Source organism: Pseudomonas sp. 273 (assembly GCF_029201425.1).
GTDB classification, from domain to species: Bacteria; Pseudomonadota; Gammaproteobacteria; order Pseudomonadales; family Pseudomonadaceae; genus Pseudomonas; species Pseudomonas delhiensis.
Genome location: NZ_CP116775.1, coordinates 5,343,032 through 5,357,943 on the forward strand (window position 1 = coordinate 5,343,032; position 14,912 = coordinate 5,357,943).

Consider the following 14,912-nt stretch of genomic DNA (forward strand, 5'->3'; position numbering starts at 1 on the left):
CCCGGGCGCGGAATTTTGTGCAGAGAAAGTCGCGGCGGCGGAGAAAGCTCGACGGCCGCGGGATGTTGTGCGGTTATCGTACGGATGCGGCCGTTCCCTCCCCTCCGGGCAGGAATCCGATTGACCGCCGTGGCCGGCCCGGCATACTCCCCGGACCAGCCTGCGTCTTCTTGAACTGCCTCATGACTATTACAAATACGGGCAAGAACGGGCGCGCGGCGGATGAGGAGTTCTTCCGGCACATGCTCAGCCGGCAGAAACGCCTGATCGTCGACCGCGCCTGCCAATTCGATCCACGGGGCCTGCCTTCTGCCGAGCAACTGGCCGAGACCGTGGCCTTCTCCCCCCAGGACGGCAGCATCTGGCTATGCGGCCAGCGCATGATGCTCCTGCAGGGTTCCGCCTTCGGCGCCATCCGCCGCGAGCTGATCGAGGCCCAGGGGCTGGACAAGGCCCGCGGCCTGCTCACCCGCATCGGCTGGCAGGCCGGCGCGCGCGACGCGGCCCAGGTCAGCGAGCAGTGGCCCGAGGGCGACCATGCCAGCCTGTACAGCGCCGGCCCGCGCCTGCACATGCTCGAAGGGATGGTCAACGTCGAGCCGATCAATTTCGAGATCGACTCCAGCATCGGCCACTTCTATTCCGAGTTCCTCTGGCACAACTCGCTGGAGGCCGACGAGCACATCGCTACCTATGGCCTGGGCAGCGAACCCTCGTGCTGGATGGGCATCGGTTACGCCAGCGGCTACGCTTCCTCGCTGCTCGGGCGGCTGGTGGTGTTCCGCGAGGTGGAGTGCCGCGCCATGGGCCACCACGCCTGCCGCATCATCGGCAAGCCGGCGGAGGAATGGGACGACATCGACGCCGACCTGGCCCACCTGGACGCCAGCGACTTCCTCGGCCGCAGCACCTACGGCAGCGGCCAGGCGACGACGGTCGCCGCGCTGCCCAGCCCCGCCGACGACCAGCCGATGGTCGGCATCTCCGCCGCCTTCATGGCCGCCAGCCAGCTGCTGCAGCGCGTCGCGCCGACCCAGGCGACGGTGCTGCTGACCGGGGAATCCGGCGTCGGCAAGGAACTCTTCGCCCGCACCCTGCACCAGGCCAGCAAGCGCAGCCAGGGGCCGCTGGTGGCGCTGAACTGCGCGACCCTGCCGGAGAACCTGGTGGAGGCCGAGCTGTTCGGCGTCGAGCGCGGCGCCTTCACCGGCGCCGAGCGCTCGCGGCCCGGCCGCTTCGAAAGGGCCAACGGCGGCACCCTGTTCCTCGACGAGATCGCCACCCTGAGCCTGGCCGCGCAGAGCAAGATCCTGCGTGTGCTGCAGGAAGGCGAGCTGGAGCGGGTCGGCGGCACCGCGGCGATCCGCGTGGACGTCAGGGTGGTCGCGGCCACCAACCTCGACCTGCGCCGCGAGGTGGAGGCCGGGCGTTTCCGCGAGGACCTGTTCTACCGCCTGAACGTCTTCCCCATCCACCTGCCGCCGCTGCGCGAGCGCCGGGAAGACATCCCGCTGCTGATGAGCTACTTCCTGCGCAAGTTCAGCCTGCGCCACGGCCGGCAGCTGGCGGGCTTCAGCACGCGGCTGGTCAACGCGCTGCTGACCTACCGCTTCCCCGGCAACATCCGCGAGCTGCAGAACCTCATCGAACGCGGCGTCATCGCCGCCGCCGATGGCGAGGTGATGGACGTCATCCACCTGGCCGAAGGCGGGGCCGCGCCGATCGCCACGCCCATAGGGCTGACGGCCGAAGGCCGGCTGTCCCGCCCCTCGCCGAAACCGACAGCGAACCGCCCGCACAGCCGCCGACGCAGCCCGAGGCCACGGCCAGCAAGGCCGTCGAAGAACCCGAGCTGGCCAGCCTGCTCGCCTTCGTCTCCGGCCGCAACCCGACCCTGGGCATCTCGCTGGAAGACGTCGAACGCCGCCTGGTGCAGGTGGCGATGGAGCGCACCGGCGGCAACATCACCGCCGCCGCGCAGATGCTCGGCATGAGCCGCGCCCAGGTCAGCTACCGCCTGAAAGGGCGCTGAGGCCGCAGGACGAGAGCGACGTAGGCGTTATGCGCCCTACGGCCGTGCTTCCCTGGACCCGTAGGAGCGGACTCCGTCCGCGATTTCGCGCGCAGGGCGCGCTCCTACAGGGGAATGGCGTGGGTGGGGCACTGTAGGGCGAATAACCGTTCGCGGTTATCCGCCGCCAGCCGGGTTGCCGGTGCCCGAGAAAAATGGCGGATAACGCCATAGGCGTTATCCGCCCTACGGCCGTGCTCCCCTGGACCCGTAGGAGCGGGCCCTGCCCGCGATTTCGCGCGCAGGGCGCGCTCCTACATGGAATGGTGTGGGTGGGGTAGCGTAGGAGCGGATCTCATCCGCGAATCGCGCCGGAACCTCCGGCCATCGCGGACAAGGTCCGCCCCTACACGCGCCCCGCCCCTCAGAGCGGCGTGGTGAACTTGAACCAGAAGGTCTGCCCATCCGGGCGATTGCGCACGCCCGAGTCGTCCTGCCACTTGGCGCTGAAGAACCAGCCATCCTTGCTCGCGTACTGCACCGCGGGGCCGATGGAGAAGCTTCGCCCGCGGGAATCCTCGACCTCGTGGCCATCGAGCTTGTCGTCGCTGATCTGCTGGTAGGCGTGGCCGCCGACGCCGAGCACCCAGCCGTTGCCCATGCCCCAGCCGAGGGTGTAGTCGGCGTGCAGCTCGCGGCCGGACTGGTAGTCGGTGGCGCGGTTCTCGAAGTTGTAGTCGTGCATCAGGCGGATGTCGGCGTTCGGCCCCGTCGGGTCCACGTAGGTCATCGCCAGCACCGCCTGCACGGTGTAGTAGTGGGTGCCCAGGTTGATGATGTCGTCCTTGTCGTAGCTGCCGGTGGGCAGCACGAAGTCGACGCCGGTGGCCACGTGGAACTTCTCGCTCGGGTGGAGGCCGATCACCGGCCCCAGGTGGGCGTCGCCGATGCCGCGCTTGTGGTCGTGGGGGCCATTCTTGATGTTCAGGCGCATGTCGGTCAGCGGCAGCAGGGCGTGGAACCCGAGGTCGCCGCCCAGGACTTTCTGCTCGGTGACCCAGACGAAACGCGGCACCAGGGTGGAGACCCGCAGGTCGATGTCGGCGGCCTTGTGGCCACCGTTGTCACGCAGCGTATCGGCCAGGTAGTTGCCCGCGAACAGCTGGGCGTAGGTGCCAGGCGGTGGAAGGATGCCCATCCCGTAGATCTCGATGCCCATGGGCCAGGAGGAGGTGCCGCCCTCGGTGGCGAGGGCCGAGGTGGCGGCGCCAGCCAGGAGCATGGCGCAAGCGAGGCGGGATACGCGAAGGCGAAGGGTCTTGTCGAACATGAGTGCCGGCCTTTGTTGTTATTGAAGTGGCGCGCGGCCGCTTCCGCATGCCGTGCCGGCGACACTAATCAATTACCATGCCAGTCGTTAATTACTTTAAAATCAATAACTTGAAAATAAACTTCAGATAAACCAAGTAAATACTCTTAAGAAAATTCCGCTTTCCGCGGAAAAGTCTCCAGCCACTGGCGTCATCCATGAAAAGTCCAGGTTATCTGTTGGATAGTGCCTTCTGCGCCAGGGCCCACCCACCAAGAATGCAGGCGCCAATAACGACCACCGAACCGCGACCTGGAGGCATGGTGATGGGCATATTCGACTGGAAACACTGGCTGGTCCTGCTGCTGGTGGCACTGCTGGTCTTCGGCAGCAAGCGGGTGAAGCACCTGGGCAGCGACCTCGGCGAAGCCATCAAGGGCTTCCGCCGCTCGGTCAATGCCGACGACGAGCCAGCGGCGCAGAAGCTGGCCGGCGAGGAAGCCGTCGCCGAACCCAGGCGACTGCAGGAAAGCGCCCGTCAGCAAGCCTGAAAACGGGCCCACTCACGAGAGAAACACCTCGCGTCCCCACAACCTGTAGGAGCGGGCCCTGCCCGCGATTTCGCGCGCAGGGCCCGCTCCTACAAGGGAATGGCGCAGGTGGGGCAGCGTAGGAGCGGATCTTATCCGCGAATCGCGCCGGGGACGGCCGGCTATCGCGGACAAGGTCCTACGTTCCAGGCGAGCACGGCTTTTCGTAGGAGCGAGCTTGCTCGCGAACCGCATGGCACCGCGCTTGTTCGCGAGCAAGCTCGCTCCTACAAGAGCATCTCGGCCAAACGCCCTACCGCCTGCTCGAACGCCACCTTCATCTCCTCGACCACCGCATCGGTGTGGGCGAAGGACAGGTACAGCCGGCCGTACGGTGACGGCATCAGCAGCAGGCCCGCGCGGCGCAGTTCCAGGTGCAGGGCCTTGCTGAAGGCGGGGTTGGCGACGCGCGCGGCTTCGTCGAAGTCCCTCGGCGCCTGCTCGGCCGGCCAGAGGCCGAAGACGTTGCCATAGCCGCTGGTGGCCAGGGGCAGGCCGTGGCGCTCGAACAGTTCCACCAGCCAGGTGCGCAGGGCATCCCCGCGTGCCGTCAGGGCGGGGTAGTCGGCACTGGCCAACTGCTCCAGGGTCGCCTGCACCGCCGCGCAGGCCATGGGGTTGCCGCTGAAGGTGCCACCACGCAGCACCCGGCCTTCCTCGAAGCCGGCCAGGATGTGCGCCTTGCCCAGCACGGCCGAGACCGGCACGCCGTTGCCGATGGCCTTGCCGACGCTGGCCAGGTCCGGGTCCAGCCCTCGTACAGGCTGCTCAGCCCGGGGTGGCGGCGAAAGCCCATCAGCACCTCGTCGCTGATCACCAGCGCGCCGTGGGCATGGGCCACGCGCTGCACGTGCGCCAGGTAGCCGGGCGCGGCCATGATGCAGCCGGCGTTGGCCAGCATGGGTTCGAGCAGCACGGCGGCGATGTCCCGGTGCTCGGCGAACAGCCGCTCGACGTCGTCGAAGTCGTTGTAGCGCAGCAGCGTCATGCGCTCGCTCGCCGGGCGCTGGCCGGGGGCGAAGGTGGCCTCGACGGAGCCGACGTTGCCCAGGGTGACCTCGTCGAACCAGCCGTCGAAGCCGGCGGCCATCTTGGCGATGCGTGGCCGGCCAGTATGGGCGCGCGCGGCGCGGCAGGCCAGGTGCACCGCCTCGCTGCCGGAGTTGGTGAAGATCACCTTGTCGAGCCCGCCGCCATGGCGCGCCAGGCAGTCGGCGGCGGCGTGCTCGCGCACGTGGGCCCAGGACGGCGCGGCGGCGTCCTGCAGGGCTGCGCCCACCGCCTCGATCACCTCCGGCTCGGAATGGCCGAGCAGCACCGCGCCGAAGCCCAGCGCGGTATCGATGTAGCGCCGCCCCCGGTCGTCCCAGAGGTAGGCTCCCCTACCCCGCCGGATGAACAGCTTCTCGCCGTCCAGGTCGGGAAGAATGCGCGCGGCGCTGGATACGTCACCCACCAGATGGGCCATGGTCTACTCCTGCAGCGTGCCCGCCGTGCGGGCGCCTCGTGATTGGGTCGGAAGGGCCTGCCCTAGGACAGGCTCCAGGGAGCCTCGCGCAGGCGCTGTTCGAGGAAGTCGCGGAAGACCTTGATCCTCGGGCTCAGGTGCTTGCGGTTGGCATAGATCAGGTACACCGGCTCGCGCAGGTCGCTGGGGTATTCCTCCAGCACCTGCACCAGGCGGCCGGCGCGGATGTCGGCGCCGATGTGGAAGTCGGCCAGGCGCACGATGCCGGCGCCGGCCAGGGCCATGTCGCGCAGCAGGTCGCCCTGGGCGAAGGTCGCCGCCGGGGCCACCGGAACGCTCAGGCGCTCTTCGCCGGCACGGAAGCTCCAGCGGTTCCACGGGCTGTCGAAGCTGAACTGGAAACAGCGGTGCTGCAGCAACTCCCGTGGGTGGCGGGGCGTGCCGCAGCGCGCCAGGTAGGCCGGGGCGGCGCAGGTGATCCACTGGGTCTCGCCCAGGCGCCGGGTCACCCGGCTGGAGTCCGGCAATACGCCGCTGTGGATGGCCAGGTCCAGGCCCTGCTCGAACTGGTCGACATACTGCGCGCCGACCTGGATCTCCACCTGCAGCGCCGGGTAGCGGTCGAGGAATTCCGGCAACCAGGGCGCTATCTGGTGCTTGGCGAAAGTGGTCATGGTGTGGATCCGCAGGGTGCCGCTGACCCGCGTCGGCAGCGCCTCGGCCAGCGAATCCGCCTCGGCCATCGCCTCCACCACGGCGCGGGCGCTGCGCAGGTAGGCGGCGCCTTCCTCGGTCAGCGCCAGGCTCCGCGTGCCGCGCTGGAACAGGCGCACCCGCAGGCGGTCCTCCAGGCGGCTGATCAGCTTGCTGATGGCCGAAGGGGTCATCTCGTGGGCGCGCGCCGCGGCGGAGAAGTTGCCGTGCTCGACCGCCCAGATGAAGGCCAGCAGTTGCGAATAGTTGTCCATGTCCGGTCCTCGATGCGCCGTGGCGGCGAGCATAGCGCCCGCCGCGCCGGCCTGCGTCAGCGGATGAAGCGCTCGACGTAGTCCTCGCCCAGGCCGATGGACGCGTAGTGCCGGCGCGCCGCCTCCAGCTTGGTGAAGACATCCTCGTAGCCCACCGCCACGCCCTGCGGGTCGACGTAGGTGTAGCCGCCCTGGACGTGGAACCAGGTGATCATTTCCTCGACGTCCTCGGGCACGAACAGGGTGTGGGTCTCGCCCGGCGGCTCGAAGGCGAAGGAGCCCCGCTCGGCGACCCAGTCGTGCTCCAGGTACCACCAGCGGCCCTTGAGCACCAGCGCGTGCACGCCGCCGGTGTGGCGATGGCGCGACAGCACGCCGCTCTGGCGCACGCGCAGCAGGTTGATGTAGTAGCCGCCGCTCACGCTCAGCAGCAACGGCTTGAAGGACACGCTGGCGGTCACCGGGACCCACAGCTGGTCGTCTTCCAGCCACTGGTCCAGCACGCCGGGCAGGACCATGTCCGGCGCCATGAAGGGCACTTGCGGCAGTTGGTAAGGAATCGCCAGTTCGTCCGGCTTCATCGCGATGCTCATCGGTCACTCTCTATCAGGCAGTTGGGGAAGTCCGCGGCGGGCTCGGCGAGCCCCGCCACGAGCAGGTTAGGTGTGCGCCGGCGGCGGAAAAACCGGGCCGCCGGCACAGGCGCTGTGAAGCGGCGTCACAGCGCCGCCAGCTCGCCGAAGCCGCCCCGCGCGCGCTGCGCGGAGAGCTGCGGCTGGCGCTTCTGCAGGTACAGGCCGATGCCCGCCAGCAAGGCGCTCAGGCCCAGGGTGGTGAGCAGCTCGCCACGGTGGCCGGGGAACACCGACATGATCGCCAGGATGCCGACGATCAGCGCGATGGTCGCCAGGGTCAGCCAGGGGAAGGCCCACATCTCCACCGCCAGGGGCTCGCCGCTGGCGCGCAGCTTGCGGCGCATGCACAGCTGGGTGACGGCGATCACCAGGTACATCAGCAGGGCGATGGCGCCGCTGGAGGCGAGCAGGAAGTCGAACACCTCCTTGGGCAGCAGGTAGTTCGCGCCCAGCGCCAGCAGGGCCACGCCGGCTGTGCTCAGCACCGCGGCCAGCGGCACGCCGCGGTGGCTGGTGCGGCCCCAGGCGCGCGGCGCGTCGCCCCGGTAGGCCAGCGAATAGGCCATGCGCGAGGCGGTGTAGATCGCCGAGTTCAGGCAACTGCTCACCGCCACCAGCACCACCACGCTCATGATCTGCGGCGCATAGGGGATGTTCATCGCCGCCAGCACCGACTGGTACGAACCCTGCGCCAGCCCCGGCGCGTTCCACGGCACCAGGCACACCACCACCAGCATCGAGCCGAGGTAGAACAGCCCCAGGCGCCAGACCACGGCGCGGATCGCCTTGCGGATGTTGGCGCGCGGCTCCTTGGTCTCGGCGGCGGCGATGGTCACGATCTCGCTGCCCTGGAAGCTGAACATCGCCGTGAGCATGGCGGCCACCACCGACACCGGCCCCTTGGGCATGAAGCCGCCGTCGGCATACAGGTGCCGGACGCCGGAGGTGGAAGAGCCCGGCAGCAAGCCGAGGATCGCCAGCACGCCGAGGACGATGAAGCCGACGATGGAAACTACCTTGAACAACGCCAGCCAGTACTCCAGCTCGCCGAAGTTGCCCACGCTCAGGCAGTTGCACAAGGTCAGCGCCAGGGTGATGCCCAGCGCCGCCACCCAGGGCGCGACGCCCAGCCAGGGTGCCAGGATGTTGCCGGCGACGATGGCCTCGATGCTGATCACCAGCACGTAGAACCACCAGTACAACCAGCCGATGGAAAACCCGGCCCAGCGCCCCATGGCCTGGTCGGCATAGGACGAGAAGGAACCGGTGTCCGGCCGCGCGGTGGCCATCTCGCCGAGCATCTGCATCACCAGCACGACGATGACCGCAGCCAGCAGATAGGCCAGCAACACCGCCGGCCCGGCGGTGGCGATGGCATTGGAGGAACCGACGAAAAGCCCGGCGCCGATCACGCCGCCGATGGAAATCATGGTCACCTGGCGGCTCTTCAGGCCGTGGCCCAGGCGGTTCTTGGGTGGGTTCTCAGGCGTCGCGTTCATCGACAGCACCTCGGCACGCAGGATTGTTCTTATGTGATTGTCCAGGGCCGTGGGGGCCATGGCCTGCGCAGGGTAGGAAGCTTATGGGGGGGTGATAATCCCCATTGCCGGCACAGCTACTGTGAACGCTGTTCACAGTAGCTGTGCACATAGCACCTTGCCCCTTGGCCTAGACGCTCTCCTCCAGGCGCAGCTCCGGGGGTTGGCGCCGCAAGCCACCCGTCAGGTAGACCAGGTAGGTTGCCCCAAGGCACAGCCAGGTCAGCCCCAGCATGACGGCCTTGCGGTCCAGGCTGAGCATCAGCCAGAGGTCTGCCACCACGCCTGCCACGGGCAACAGCAGGTAGAGCAGCGTGGCTTGGGCACCTCTCCGGCCCTCGGTTCTCCAGTAGTGGAATACCACTGACAGGTTCACCAGCACGAAGGTCAGGAAGGCGCCGAAGTTGATGAAGGAGGTCGAGGTGGTGACATCCATCCCCAGCGCCAGCAGAGCCACAGCGCTGCAAAGCAGAATGCATAGCACGGGGGTGCCGAAACGCGGCGACAGGTAGCCGAAGAAAGCACGCGGCAGCACGGAGTCGCGTCCCAGGACGTACAGCAGGCGGGAAGCACTGGCCTGCGCAGCGATGCCGGAGGTGAACTGGCCAACCACCAGGCCGATGAGGAAGATCGAAACGAACAGGTCTCCGCCTATGTTGCGGGCGATTTCGTAGGACGCCGAATCGGCATCGGCGAAGGCGAAAGAGGGGTGGGCCAGTTGGACGACGTACGAAGTGCCGACGAATATCACCCCCCCGATCAAAGTGACCAGCAGGATGGCCCGGGGCAGCGTTCGACGGGGATCGCGCGTTTCTTCGGACATGGTGCTCACGGCATCGAACCCCAGGTACGAATAACAGGCGATGGCCGCCCCGCTCATGATCATCGGCCATTGCACTTCCCCGCCGATGAATGGTTGCAGGCTGAACAGCGGCCGGCCCGGGTCGCCCAGCAGGTAATGCACGCACAGCATCACGAAGACGCCCAGCACCAGTGTCTGCAGCAACAACAGGACGATGTTCACCGCCGTGGCCAGCTTGAGGCCTATCACGTTGATCAGCGTGGTGAGCCCGATGAACGCCAGCAGCCAGACGAATTGCGGCACCACCGGCATCGCGGAGTGCAGGTACGCGGTGCCGATAAGCCAGATCGCCATGGGCAGGAACAGGTAGTCGAGCAGGATCGCCCAGCCGGTCATGAACCCCAGCCGTGGATCGATAGCCTTGCGGACATAGCTGTAGGACGAGCCGGAAACCGGATAGGCACGCGCCATGTGCGCATAGCTCAAGGCGGTGAGCAGCATGGCCACCAGTGCAACCAGGTAAGCCATGGGAACATGGCCGCCGCTTGATTGCGCCAGAATGCCGAAGGTGCCGAGGACGATGATGGGCGTCATAAGGCCTACCCCGAAGAGCACCAGGGTGCCCAGGGATAGGGTGCGTTTGAGTTGAGCCATGACCACTCCGAATAATGATTGTTGGAAACCGCTCTGGGCGGCTGGGTGTTTGGCAGCAGCAAGGAAGATGAAGCCGGGGTTGGGGTAGCCCTAGGGGATGAGCAGTTCCCGGCGGGTTCCGTTTTCGATGACCTGGCCCCCAGGCGCAGGCGCTGGTGGCGGTCGTAGATATAGGGTTCGCGAACGCGGCGCAGGTGGTCCAGGTCAAGCCGGGTGCGCAAGCGAGCCTCCTTGCGGCCCGCCTCCAACTGCATGTCGCCGAAGGGGTCGACGACCGCGCTGCCCCCGGCGAACACCAGGCCGTCGTCACCGACGCCGACCCGGTTGACCATGACGGCGAAAGCCTGGTTTTCCAGAGCGCGAGCCATGATGCAGGTGCGATGCGTACTCCCGAACGGGTCGAAGTTGCCGTTGGTTACGATCAGCAGTTCGGCGCCCAACTGGCCAAGCGCACGCGCCGTTTCGGGAAACTCGATGTCGTAGCAGATCAGCAAGCCTACGCGGATGCCATTCCACAGCCCCGTCACCAGACGGTCGCCGGCTTCGAACACCTCCCGCTCACCCGACCACAGGTGCGTCTTGCGGTAACGCAGGGCGACCCCCTCTTGCGGAGTGATCAGGACGGTGGTGTTGAAATAGCGCCCCTGATCCTCCTCCGCCACGCCCACGGCCACCGATATCCCTCGCCGCCGGGCGGCCCGATGGACCGCGGCGATGACCTCGCCCTCCAGCGGCTCGGCGATTCGAGCCACGTTGTCAATCGTGGGGAAGCCGGTAAGGTAGGTTTCCGGGAAGACCAGCAGCTGACTATCGTCGGCGGCCGTTTCGATGGCCTGGACGGTACGTTCGAGGTTATAAGCGGTATCGCCATCGCGCCCTTCGAGCTGGGCAAGTTCGACCTTCATTGTTTTTCTCCTGACGCCAGCGCACGGTCCTGCACCGGTCAACCAGACGCATTATGGCGGGGCGGGGGCGGGTGAAAATTACACGGGGTGGTTAACCCCGGATGTCCCCTACGCTGCAAGAGATTGCCTGGTATAGAGCCTTCGGCCTGCTTATCGACGCCATCGACAAGGAGGACTTCTGGCACCTGCTCGTCAGGCGCCTGGAGGAACTGGTCGCCTTCGACAACTGGGTAGCCCTGGCCTTCGTCGAGAAACGCCCATACCTACTGGCCGAATCGCCCGCTCTCGACGGCGGACCGGATCCCCTGTTTCGCGACTACCTCAGCGGCATCTACCTGATCGACCCGTTCTACCGGGTCAACTGCGAATCGCCACAAACCGGGCTGTTCCGCCTTCGGGACGTGGCGCCGGACTGCTTCGAGCAGACCGATTACTACCAGCGCTATTTCAGGCTGAACATTGTCGCGGACGAGATCCAGTACAACTGCCGGATCGATGGACAACGCATGCTCTGCCTGTCATTCGGCGCACGTCATCTCTTCAGTGAAACGGACATTGCACAGCTCAGCCTGATGCAACCCTGGGTGCTTGCGCTGATGCGCCAGCGCATGCATTTCGAAGAGCCTGCAACCACCGGCAGCGGCCACCAGGAAACCCTGGAAACGCTACGCGGGCTGCTCACGGGCAGAGAATTCGATGTCTGCCAGCTAATGCTCGGTGGCCATTCCAGCAAAGAGATCGCCAAACGACTGAGCATCTCCCTGGATACCGTGAAAACCCATAAACGCCATATCTATGGGAAGCTCAACATCAACACCCAGTCGGAATTGTTTGCTTACTTCCTGCAAGGCCAACAATGACCTGCAATACCGAAGGCCCGGGTAACTTCTGCGACCTATGCATCCAGCGGGAAGGAAGAAGGAAGGCATCCCACCAGGCTGGCGCCCAGAGCGAGTAGTCAAACTTGCAGGCATGGTGCGCCAGATGGATCGCCATGTGCCGTCCACTGGTCCGGCCCGCAGTGCCCCCAACTCAGAAGAACACGTCCACCGGCACGTTGAAGCGGGCAGCCAGGGCGCGGATGTGGCGCACGTTGAGCTGGCGCTTGCCGGCCAGGATTGCCGAGACCACCGACTGCGGCCCTACTTCGGGCAGATCGTCCTGGTGGAGGCCATGCTCCTGCATCAGGAAACGCAGCACTTCGTGCCCTGGCGCATCGGGGATGGGGTAGCGCTCGAGGTCGTATTGGCTGACCAGATCGCCCATGCGCGCCGCCAGGCCCGCCAGCGGGTGGCCTTCAACCCCGCCGATTTCATCGAGCAGTTCATCCAGGGTGGCGACCAGGGCGTCGTAGTCGGCTTCGCTCTGCGGCGGCGACAGCAGCGGGGCGACATAGCGCCAGTGCTCCATCGCCTGCTTCAGGATCGCACTCATTGTCCACCTCACTTCCACTGATCGCGGTCGTACTCTTTGTGATCGAGCACGGCGCGGATGAAGACCTTCTTGAACTGATAATCCACCACGGCGATCAGGCGTAGCTTGTTGCCGCCGATGTCGAACACATGCTTGTCCGCGACCTTGTCGACACTGGGAAAAGCCTGCTTCATGGCGGCGAAATCCCCCGGCTCCACACGGCGCATCAGCCGGTACCAGGCTTCCAGGGCAGTAGCGGCGTGGGGCCACTTCTGCCGGGCGTCCCAGATGCGCTTTTGGGTGATGACGTGCATGCCTGACGCTTCATCGCAAAATGCTATGTCCGGCATGGTATGGCAATACCGATGGCATAGCAAACTGCGATAGTCAGGCGGTGAGGATCAGCCCGTAGTTTCTGCCCTCAGTCTTCCTTCGGAACTTTCCAGCCCCAAAAGCAAAGCCCCCGGCAACTGACGCTGCCGGGGGCTTTGCAAGGATTCTGGAGCGGGCGAAGGGAATCGAACCCTCGTCATGAGCTTGGGAAGCTCAGGTAATGCCATTATACGACGCCCGCTTGGGGGTGCCTTTTTACCAGAAGGCGCGGGCGGAGTGAAGCCTTGGTGCTTCAGTTGGGGGCATTCGCCGATTCGGAAGCGGCGGGTGGTGCCAAATGCCAGCATCGGCGGTATCTTCCGCTCCCATCGATTTCCCCGGGTTGGGGGTGAGGCAGGTTCATGGGCAATACCCTGGTGCGTGCGGCCGTGCTCGGCCTTTCCTTGCTGTGTTCCACGGCGGCGTTCGCGCGGGTCGAGGTTGCGCCGGTGCAGAACAAGTCGCTGGGGCTCACCCTGGCGGTGCGCATCACCGAGGACATCGCGCCGGGGGATTACGAGCGCCTGCTGCAGGGGCTGAAGCACAACCCCGGCAAGTTCGCCCGCAAGATCGCCCTGCTCGACTCCATCGGCGGCAGCCTGGGCGAGGCCATCAAGATGGGCCGGCTGCTGCGCGAAGCCGGGTTCGACACCTGGGTGCCGCGCAACAGCGTGTGCCAGGGCACCTGCGTCTACCTGCTGGCCGCCGGGCATACGCGCCGGGTGCGCGGCTATGTCGGGCTGCACCGCCCCTATTTCCCCGGCGGCGATTCCTGGCTGGCCGACGGCGCCAGCCGCTACAGCCCGGCCGCCTACCTGCGCGAGATGGATGTGCCCACCGCCCTGCTGGACGACATGGCGGCCATCGAGCCAGGGCGCATGCGCGTGCTTTCCGCGCAGGACCTCGCGCGTTACCGGCTCAATTGAGCCACCTGGCACGACGGTACGCCTTGTAACAGGCGGTGCCGGAATTCCGTCGCCGCGCCCGCCAGCCCTGTTTCCGCCCCTGACCTCCAGGCTAGAGCCGCCGCGGGCCGGCGGCCGGGCAATGGCCGGGAGCCATTATCGGGAATGGTTCTTGCTGTCGATCCATGCGGAAGACCCAACTTACCGCACGGATAGAAGAAAATCGGAGCAACCTGCATGTTCAAGACCTTCGGCAAAACCCTGCTCGCCGTGACTCTGGCGGGCGCTGTGGCTGGTATGGCGCAGGCGGACAACAAAGTGCTGCACGTTTACAACTGGTCCGACTACATCGCCCCTGACACGGTCGACAAGTTCACCAAGGCCACCGGCATCAAGGTCGTCTACGACGTCTACGACAGCAACGAAGTGCTCGAGGCCAAGCTGCTGGCCGGCAAGTCGGGCTATGACGTGGTGGTGCCGTCGAACAACTTCCTCGCCAAGCAGATCAAGGCCGGCGTCTACCAGCCGCTGGACAAGTCCAAGCTGCCGAACTGGAAGAACCTCAACCCGGACCTGATGAAGACCCTCGAGATCAGCGACCCGGGCAACAAGTTCGCCATCCCCTACATGTGGGGCACCATCGGCCTGGGCTACAACCCCGACAAGGTCAAGGCCGTGCTGGGCGACAACGCCCCGGTGGACTCCTGGGACCTGGTGTTCAAGCCCGAGAACATCCAGAAGCTGAAGCAGTGCGGCGTGAGCTTCCTCGACTCGCCCACCGAGATGCTGCCGGCGGCCCTGCACTACCTGGGCTACAAGCCTGACAGCAACGATCCGAAGGAAATCAAGGCGGCCACCGCGCTGTACCAGAAGATCCGCCCGTACATCACCTACTTCCATTCCTCCAAGTACATCTCCGACCTGGCCAACGGCAACATCTGCGTGGCCGTCGGCTACTCCGGCGACGTCTACCAGGCCAAGGCCCGCGCCGCCGAAGCGAAGAACAACGTCCACGTGCTCTACAACATTCCGAAGGAAGGCGCCGGCGCCTTCTTCGACACCGTGGGCATTCCGAAGGATGCCGAGAACCCCGAAGGCGCGCTGCAGTGGCTCAACTTCCTGCTCGAGCCGCAGGTCATCGCCGAGATCAGCAACGTCACCTCCTTCCCCAACGGCAACGCCGCGGCCACCCCGCTGGTGAACGAGGAAATCCGCAACGACCCGGGCATCTATCCGAAGGAAGAGGTGATGAAGAAGCTGTACGCCTTCCCGGACCTGCCGGCCAACACCCAGCGCCTGATGACCCGCAACTGGACCACCATCAAGACCGGCAAGTAAGCCG

13 protein-coding genes, 1 tRNA gene and 2 pseudogenes are annotated in these 14,912 nt (G+C 66.1%); 5 read left to right on the forward strand and 11 right to left on the reverse strand.

Annotated features, from left to right (window positions below):
- Positions 1-182: 182 nt before the first annotated feature.
- Positions 183-2,032: pseudogene (locus PKO50_RS24345) on the forward strand (sigma 54-interacting transcriptional regulator).
- 403 nt (positions 2,033-2,435) lie between these two features.
- Here PKO50_RS24345 and PKO50_RS24350 read toward each other — a convergent pair.
- Complete coding sequence (locus PKO50_RS24350; RefSeq protein WP_275627462.1) at positions 2,436-3,293, reverse strand: transporter; 858 nt, start codon at positions 3,291-3,293, stop codon at positions 2,436-2,438.
- A gap of 353 nt (positions 3,294-3,646) precedes the next feature.
- On the opposite strand from PKO50_RS24350, the gene tatA reads away from it, so the two are divergent.
- The gene (gene tatA, locus PKO50_RS24355) at positions 3,647-3,871 is read left to right on the forward strand and encodes a twin-arginine translocase TatA/TatE family subunit (protein ID WP_275627463.1); all 225 of its coding nucleotides are present in this window, start codon (positions 3,647-3,649) and stop codon (positions 3,869-3,871) included.
- Positions 3,872-4,137: 266 nt separating this feature from the next.
- Here tatA and PKO50_RS24360 read toward each other — a convergent pair whose 3' ends face one another.
- The 7 genes and pseudogenes from PKO50_RS24360 to PKO50_RS24390 all read right to left on the reverse strand — a co-directional run bounded on the left by PKO50_RS24360 (position 4,138) and on the right by PKO50_RS24390 (position 10,880).
- Entirely contained in the window at positions 4,138-4,617 is a 480-nt protein-coding gene (locus PKO50_RS24360) for an aminotransferase class III-fold pyridoxal phosphate-dependent enzyme (protein WP_275627464.1), read from the reverse strand.
- 134 nt (positions 4,618-4,751) lie between these two features.
- Positions 4,752-5,378 (reverse strand): annotated as a pseudogene (locus PKO50_RS24365) (aminotransferase class III-fold pyridoxal phosphate-dependent enzyme); the annotation flags it as partial.
- Between the two features lie 62 nt (positions 5,379-5,440).
- Positions 5,441-6,346 carry a LysR family transcriptional regulator gene (locus PKO50_RS24370; RefSeq protein WP_275627465.1) on the reverse strand — a complete coding sequence of 302 codons (906 nt, stop codon included), beginning with the start codon at positions 6,344-6,346 and terminating at the stop codon, positions 5,441-5,443.
- A 56-nt stretch (positions 6,347-6,402) separates the two neighbouring features.
- Positions 6,403-6,939 carry a 2,4'-dihydroxyacetophenone dioxygenase family protein gene (locus PKO50_RS24375; RefSeq protein ID WP_275627466.1) on the reverse strand — a complete coding sequence of 179 codons (537 nt, stop codon included), beginning with the start codon at positions 6,937-6,939 and terminating at the stop codon, positions 6,403-6,405.
- A 125-nt stretch (positions 6,940-7,064) separates the two neighbouring features.
- Positions 7,065-8,480 carry an amino acid permease gene (locus tag PKO50_RS24380; protein WP_275627467.1) on the reverse strand — a complete coding sequence of 472 codons (1,416 nt, stop codon included), beginning with the start codon at positions 8,478-8,480 and terminating at the stop codon, positions 7,065-7,067.
- Between the two features lie 169 nt (positions 8,481-8,649).
- A complete protein-coding gene (locus PKO50_RS24385; RefSeq protein ID WP_275627468.1) occupies positions 8,650-9,975 on the reverse strand; it encodes an APC family permease in 1,326 nt (441 codons plus the stop codon).
- A complete protein-coding gene (locus PKO50_RS24390; RefSeq protein WP_346770483.1) occupies positions 9,921-10,880 on the reverse strand; it encodes a carbon-nitrogen hydrolase family protein in 960 nt (319 codons plus the stop codon). The genes PKO50_RS24385 and PKO50_RS24390 overlap by 55 nt, the downstream gene beginning before the upstream one ends.
- A 101-nt stretch (positions 10,881-10,981) precedes the next feature.
- Here PKO50_RS24390 and PKO50_RS24395 point away from each other — a divergent pair, with 101 nt between their 5' ends.
- Entirely contained in the window at positions 10,982-11,740 is a 759-nt protein-coding gene (locus PKO50_RS24395) for a LuxR family transcriptional regulator (RefSeq protein ID WP_275627469.1), read from the forward strand.
- Between the two features lie 172 nt (positions 11,741-11,912).
- Here the strand turns inward: PKO50_RS24395 and PKO50_RS24400 are convergent, their stop codons facing one another.
- The 3 genes from PKO50_RS24400 to PKO50_RS24410 form a co-directional block, all read right to left on the reverse strand.
- Positions 11,913-12,314 carry a transcriptional regulator gene (locus PKO50_RS24400; RefSeq protein ID WP_275627470.1) on the reverse strand — a complete coding sequence of 134 codons (402 nt, stop codon included), beginning with the start codon at positions 12,312-12,314 and terminating at the stop codon, positions 11,913-11,915.
- Positions 12,315-12,322: 8 nt separating this feature from the next.
- Positions 12,323-12,607 carry a type II toxin-antitoxin system HigB family toxin gene (locus PKO50_RS24405; RefSeq protein ID WP_275627471.1) on the reverse strand — a complete coding sequence of 95 codons (285 nt, stop codon included), beginning with the start codon at positions 12,605-12,607 and terminating at the stop codon, positions 12,323-12,325.
- Positions 12,608-12,793: 186 nt separating this feature from the next.
- A tRNA-Gly gene (locus tag PKO50_RS24410) sits at positions 12,794-12,867 on the reverse strand.
- Between the two features lie 160 nt (positions 12,868-13,027).
- On the opposite strand from PKO50_RS24410, the gene PKO50_RS24415 reads away from it, so the two are divergent.
- Together PKO50_RS24415 and PKO50_RS24420 are read left to right on the forward strand one after the other, a co-directional pair.
- On the forward strand, positions 13,028-13,591 hold the full coding sequence (locus tag PKO50_RS24415) for a hypothetical protein (protein WP_275627472.1): 564 nt from the start codon (positions 13,028-13,030) through the stop codon (positions 13,589-13,591).
- Positions 13,592-13,807: 216 nt separating this feature from the next.
- Entirely contained in the window at positions 13,808-14,908 is a 1,101-nt protein-coding gene (locus tag PKO50_RS24420) for a polyamine ABC transporter substrate-binding protein (RefSeq protein ID WP_109936377.1), read from the forward strand.
- Positions 14,909-14,912: the final 4 nt, after the last annotated feature.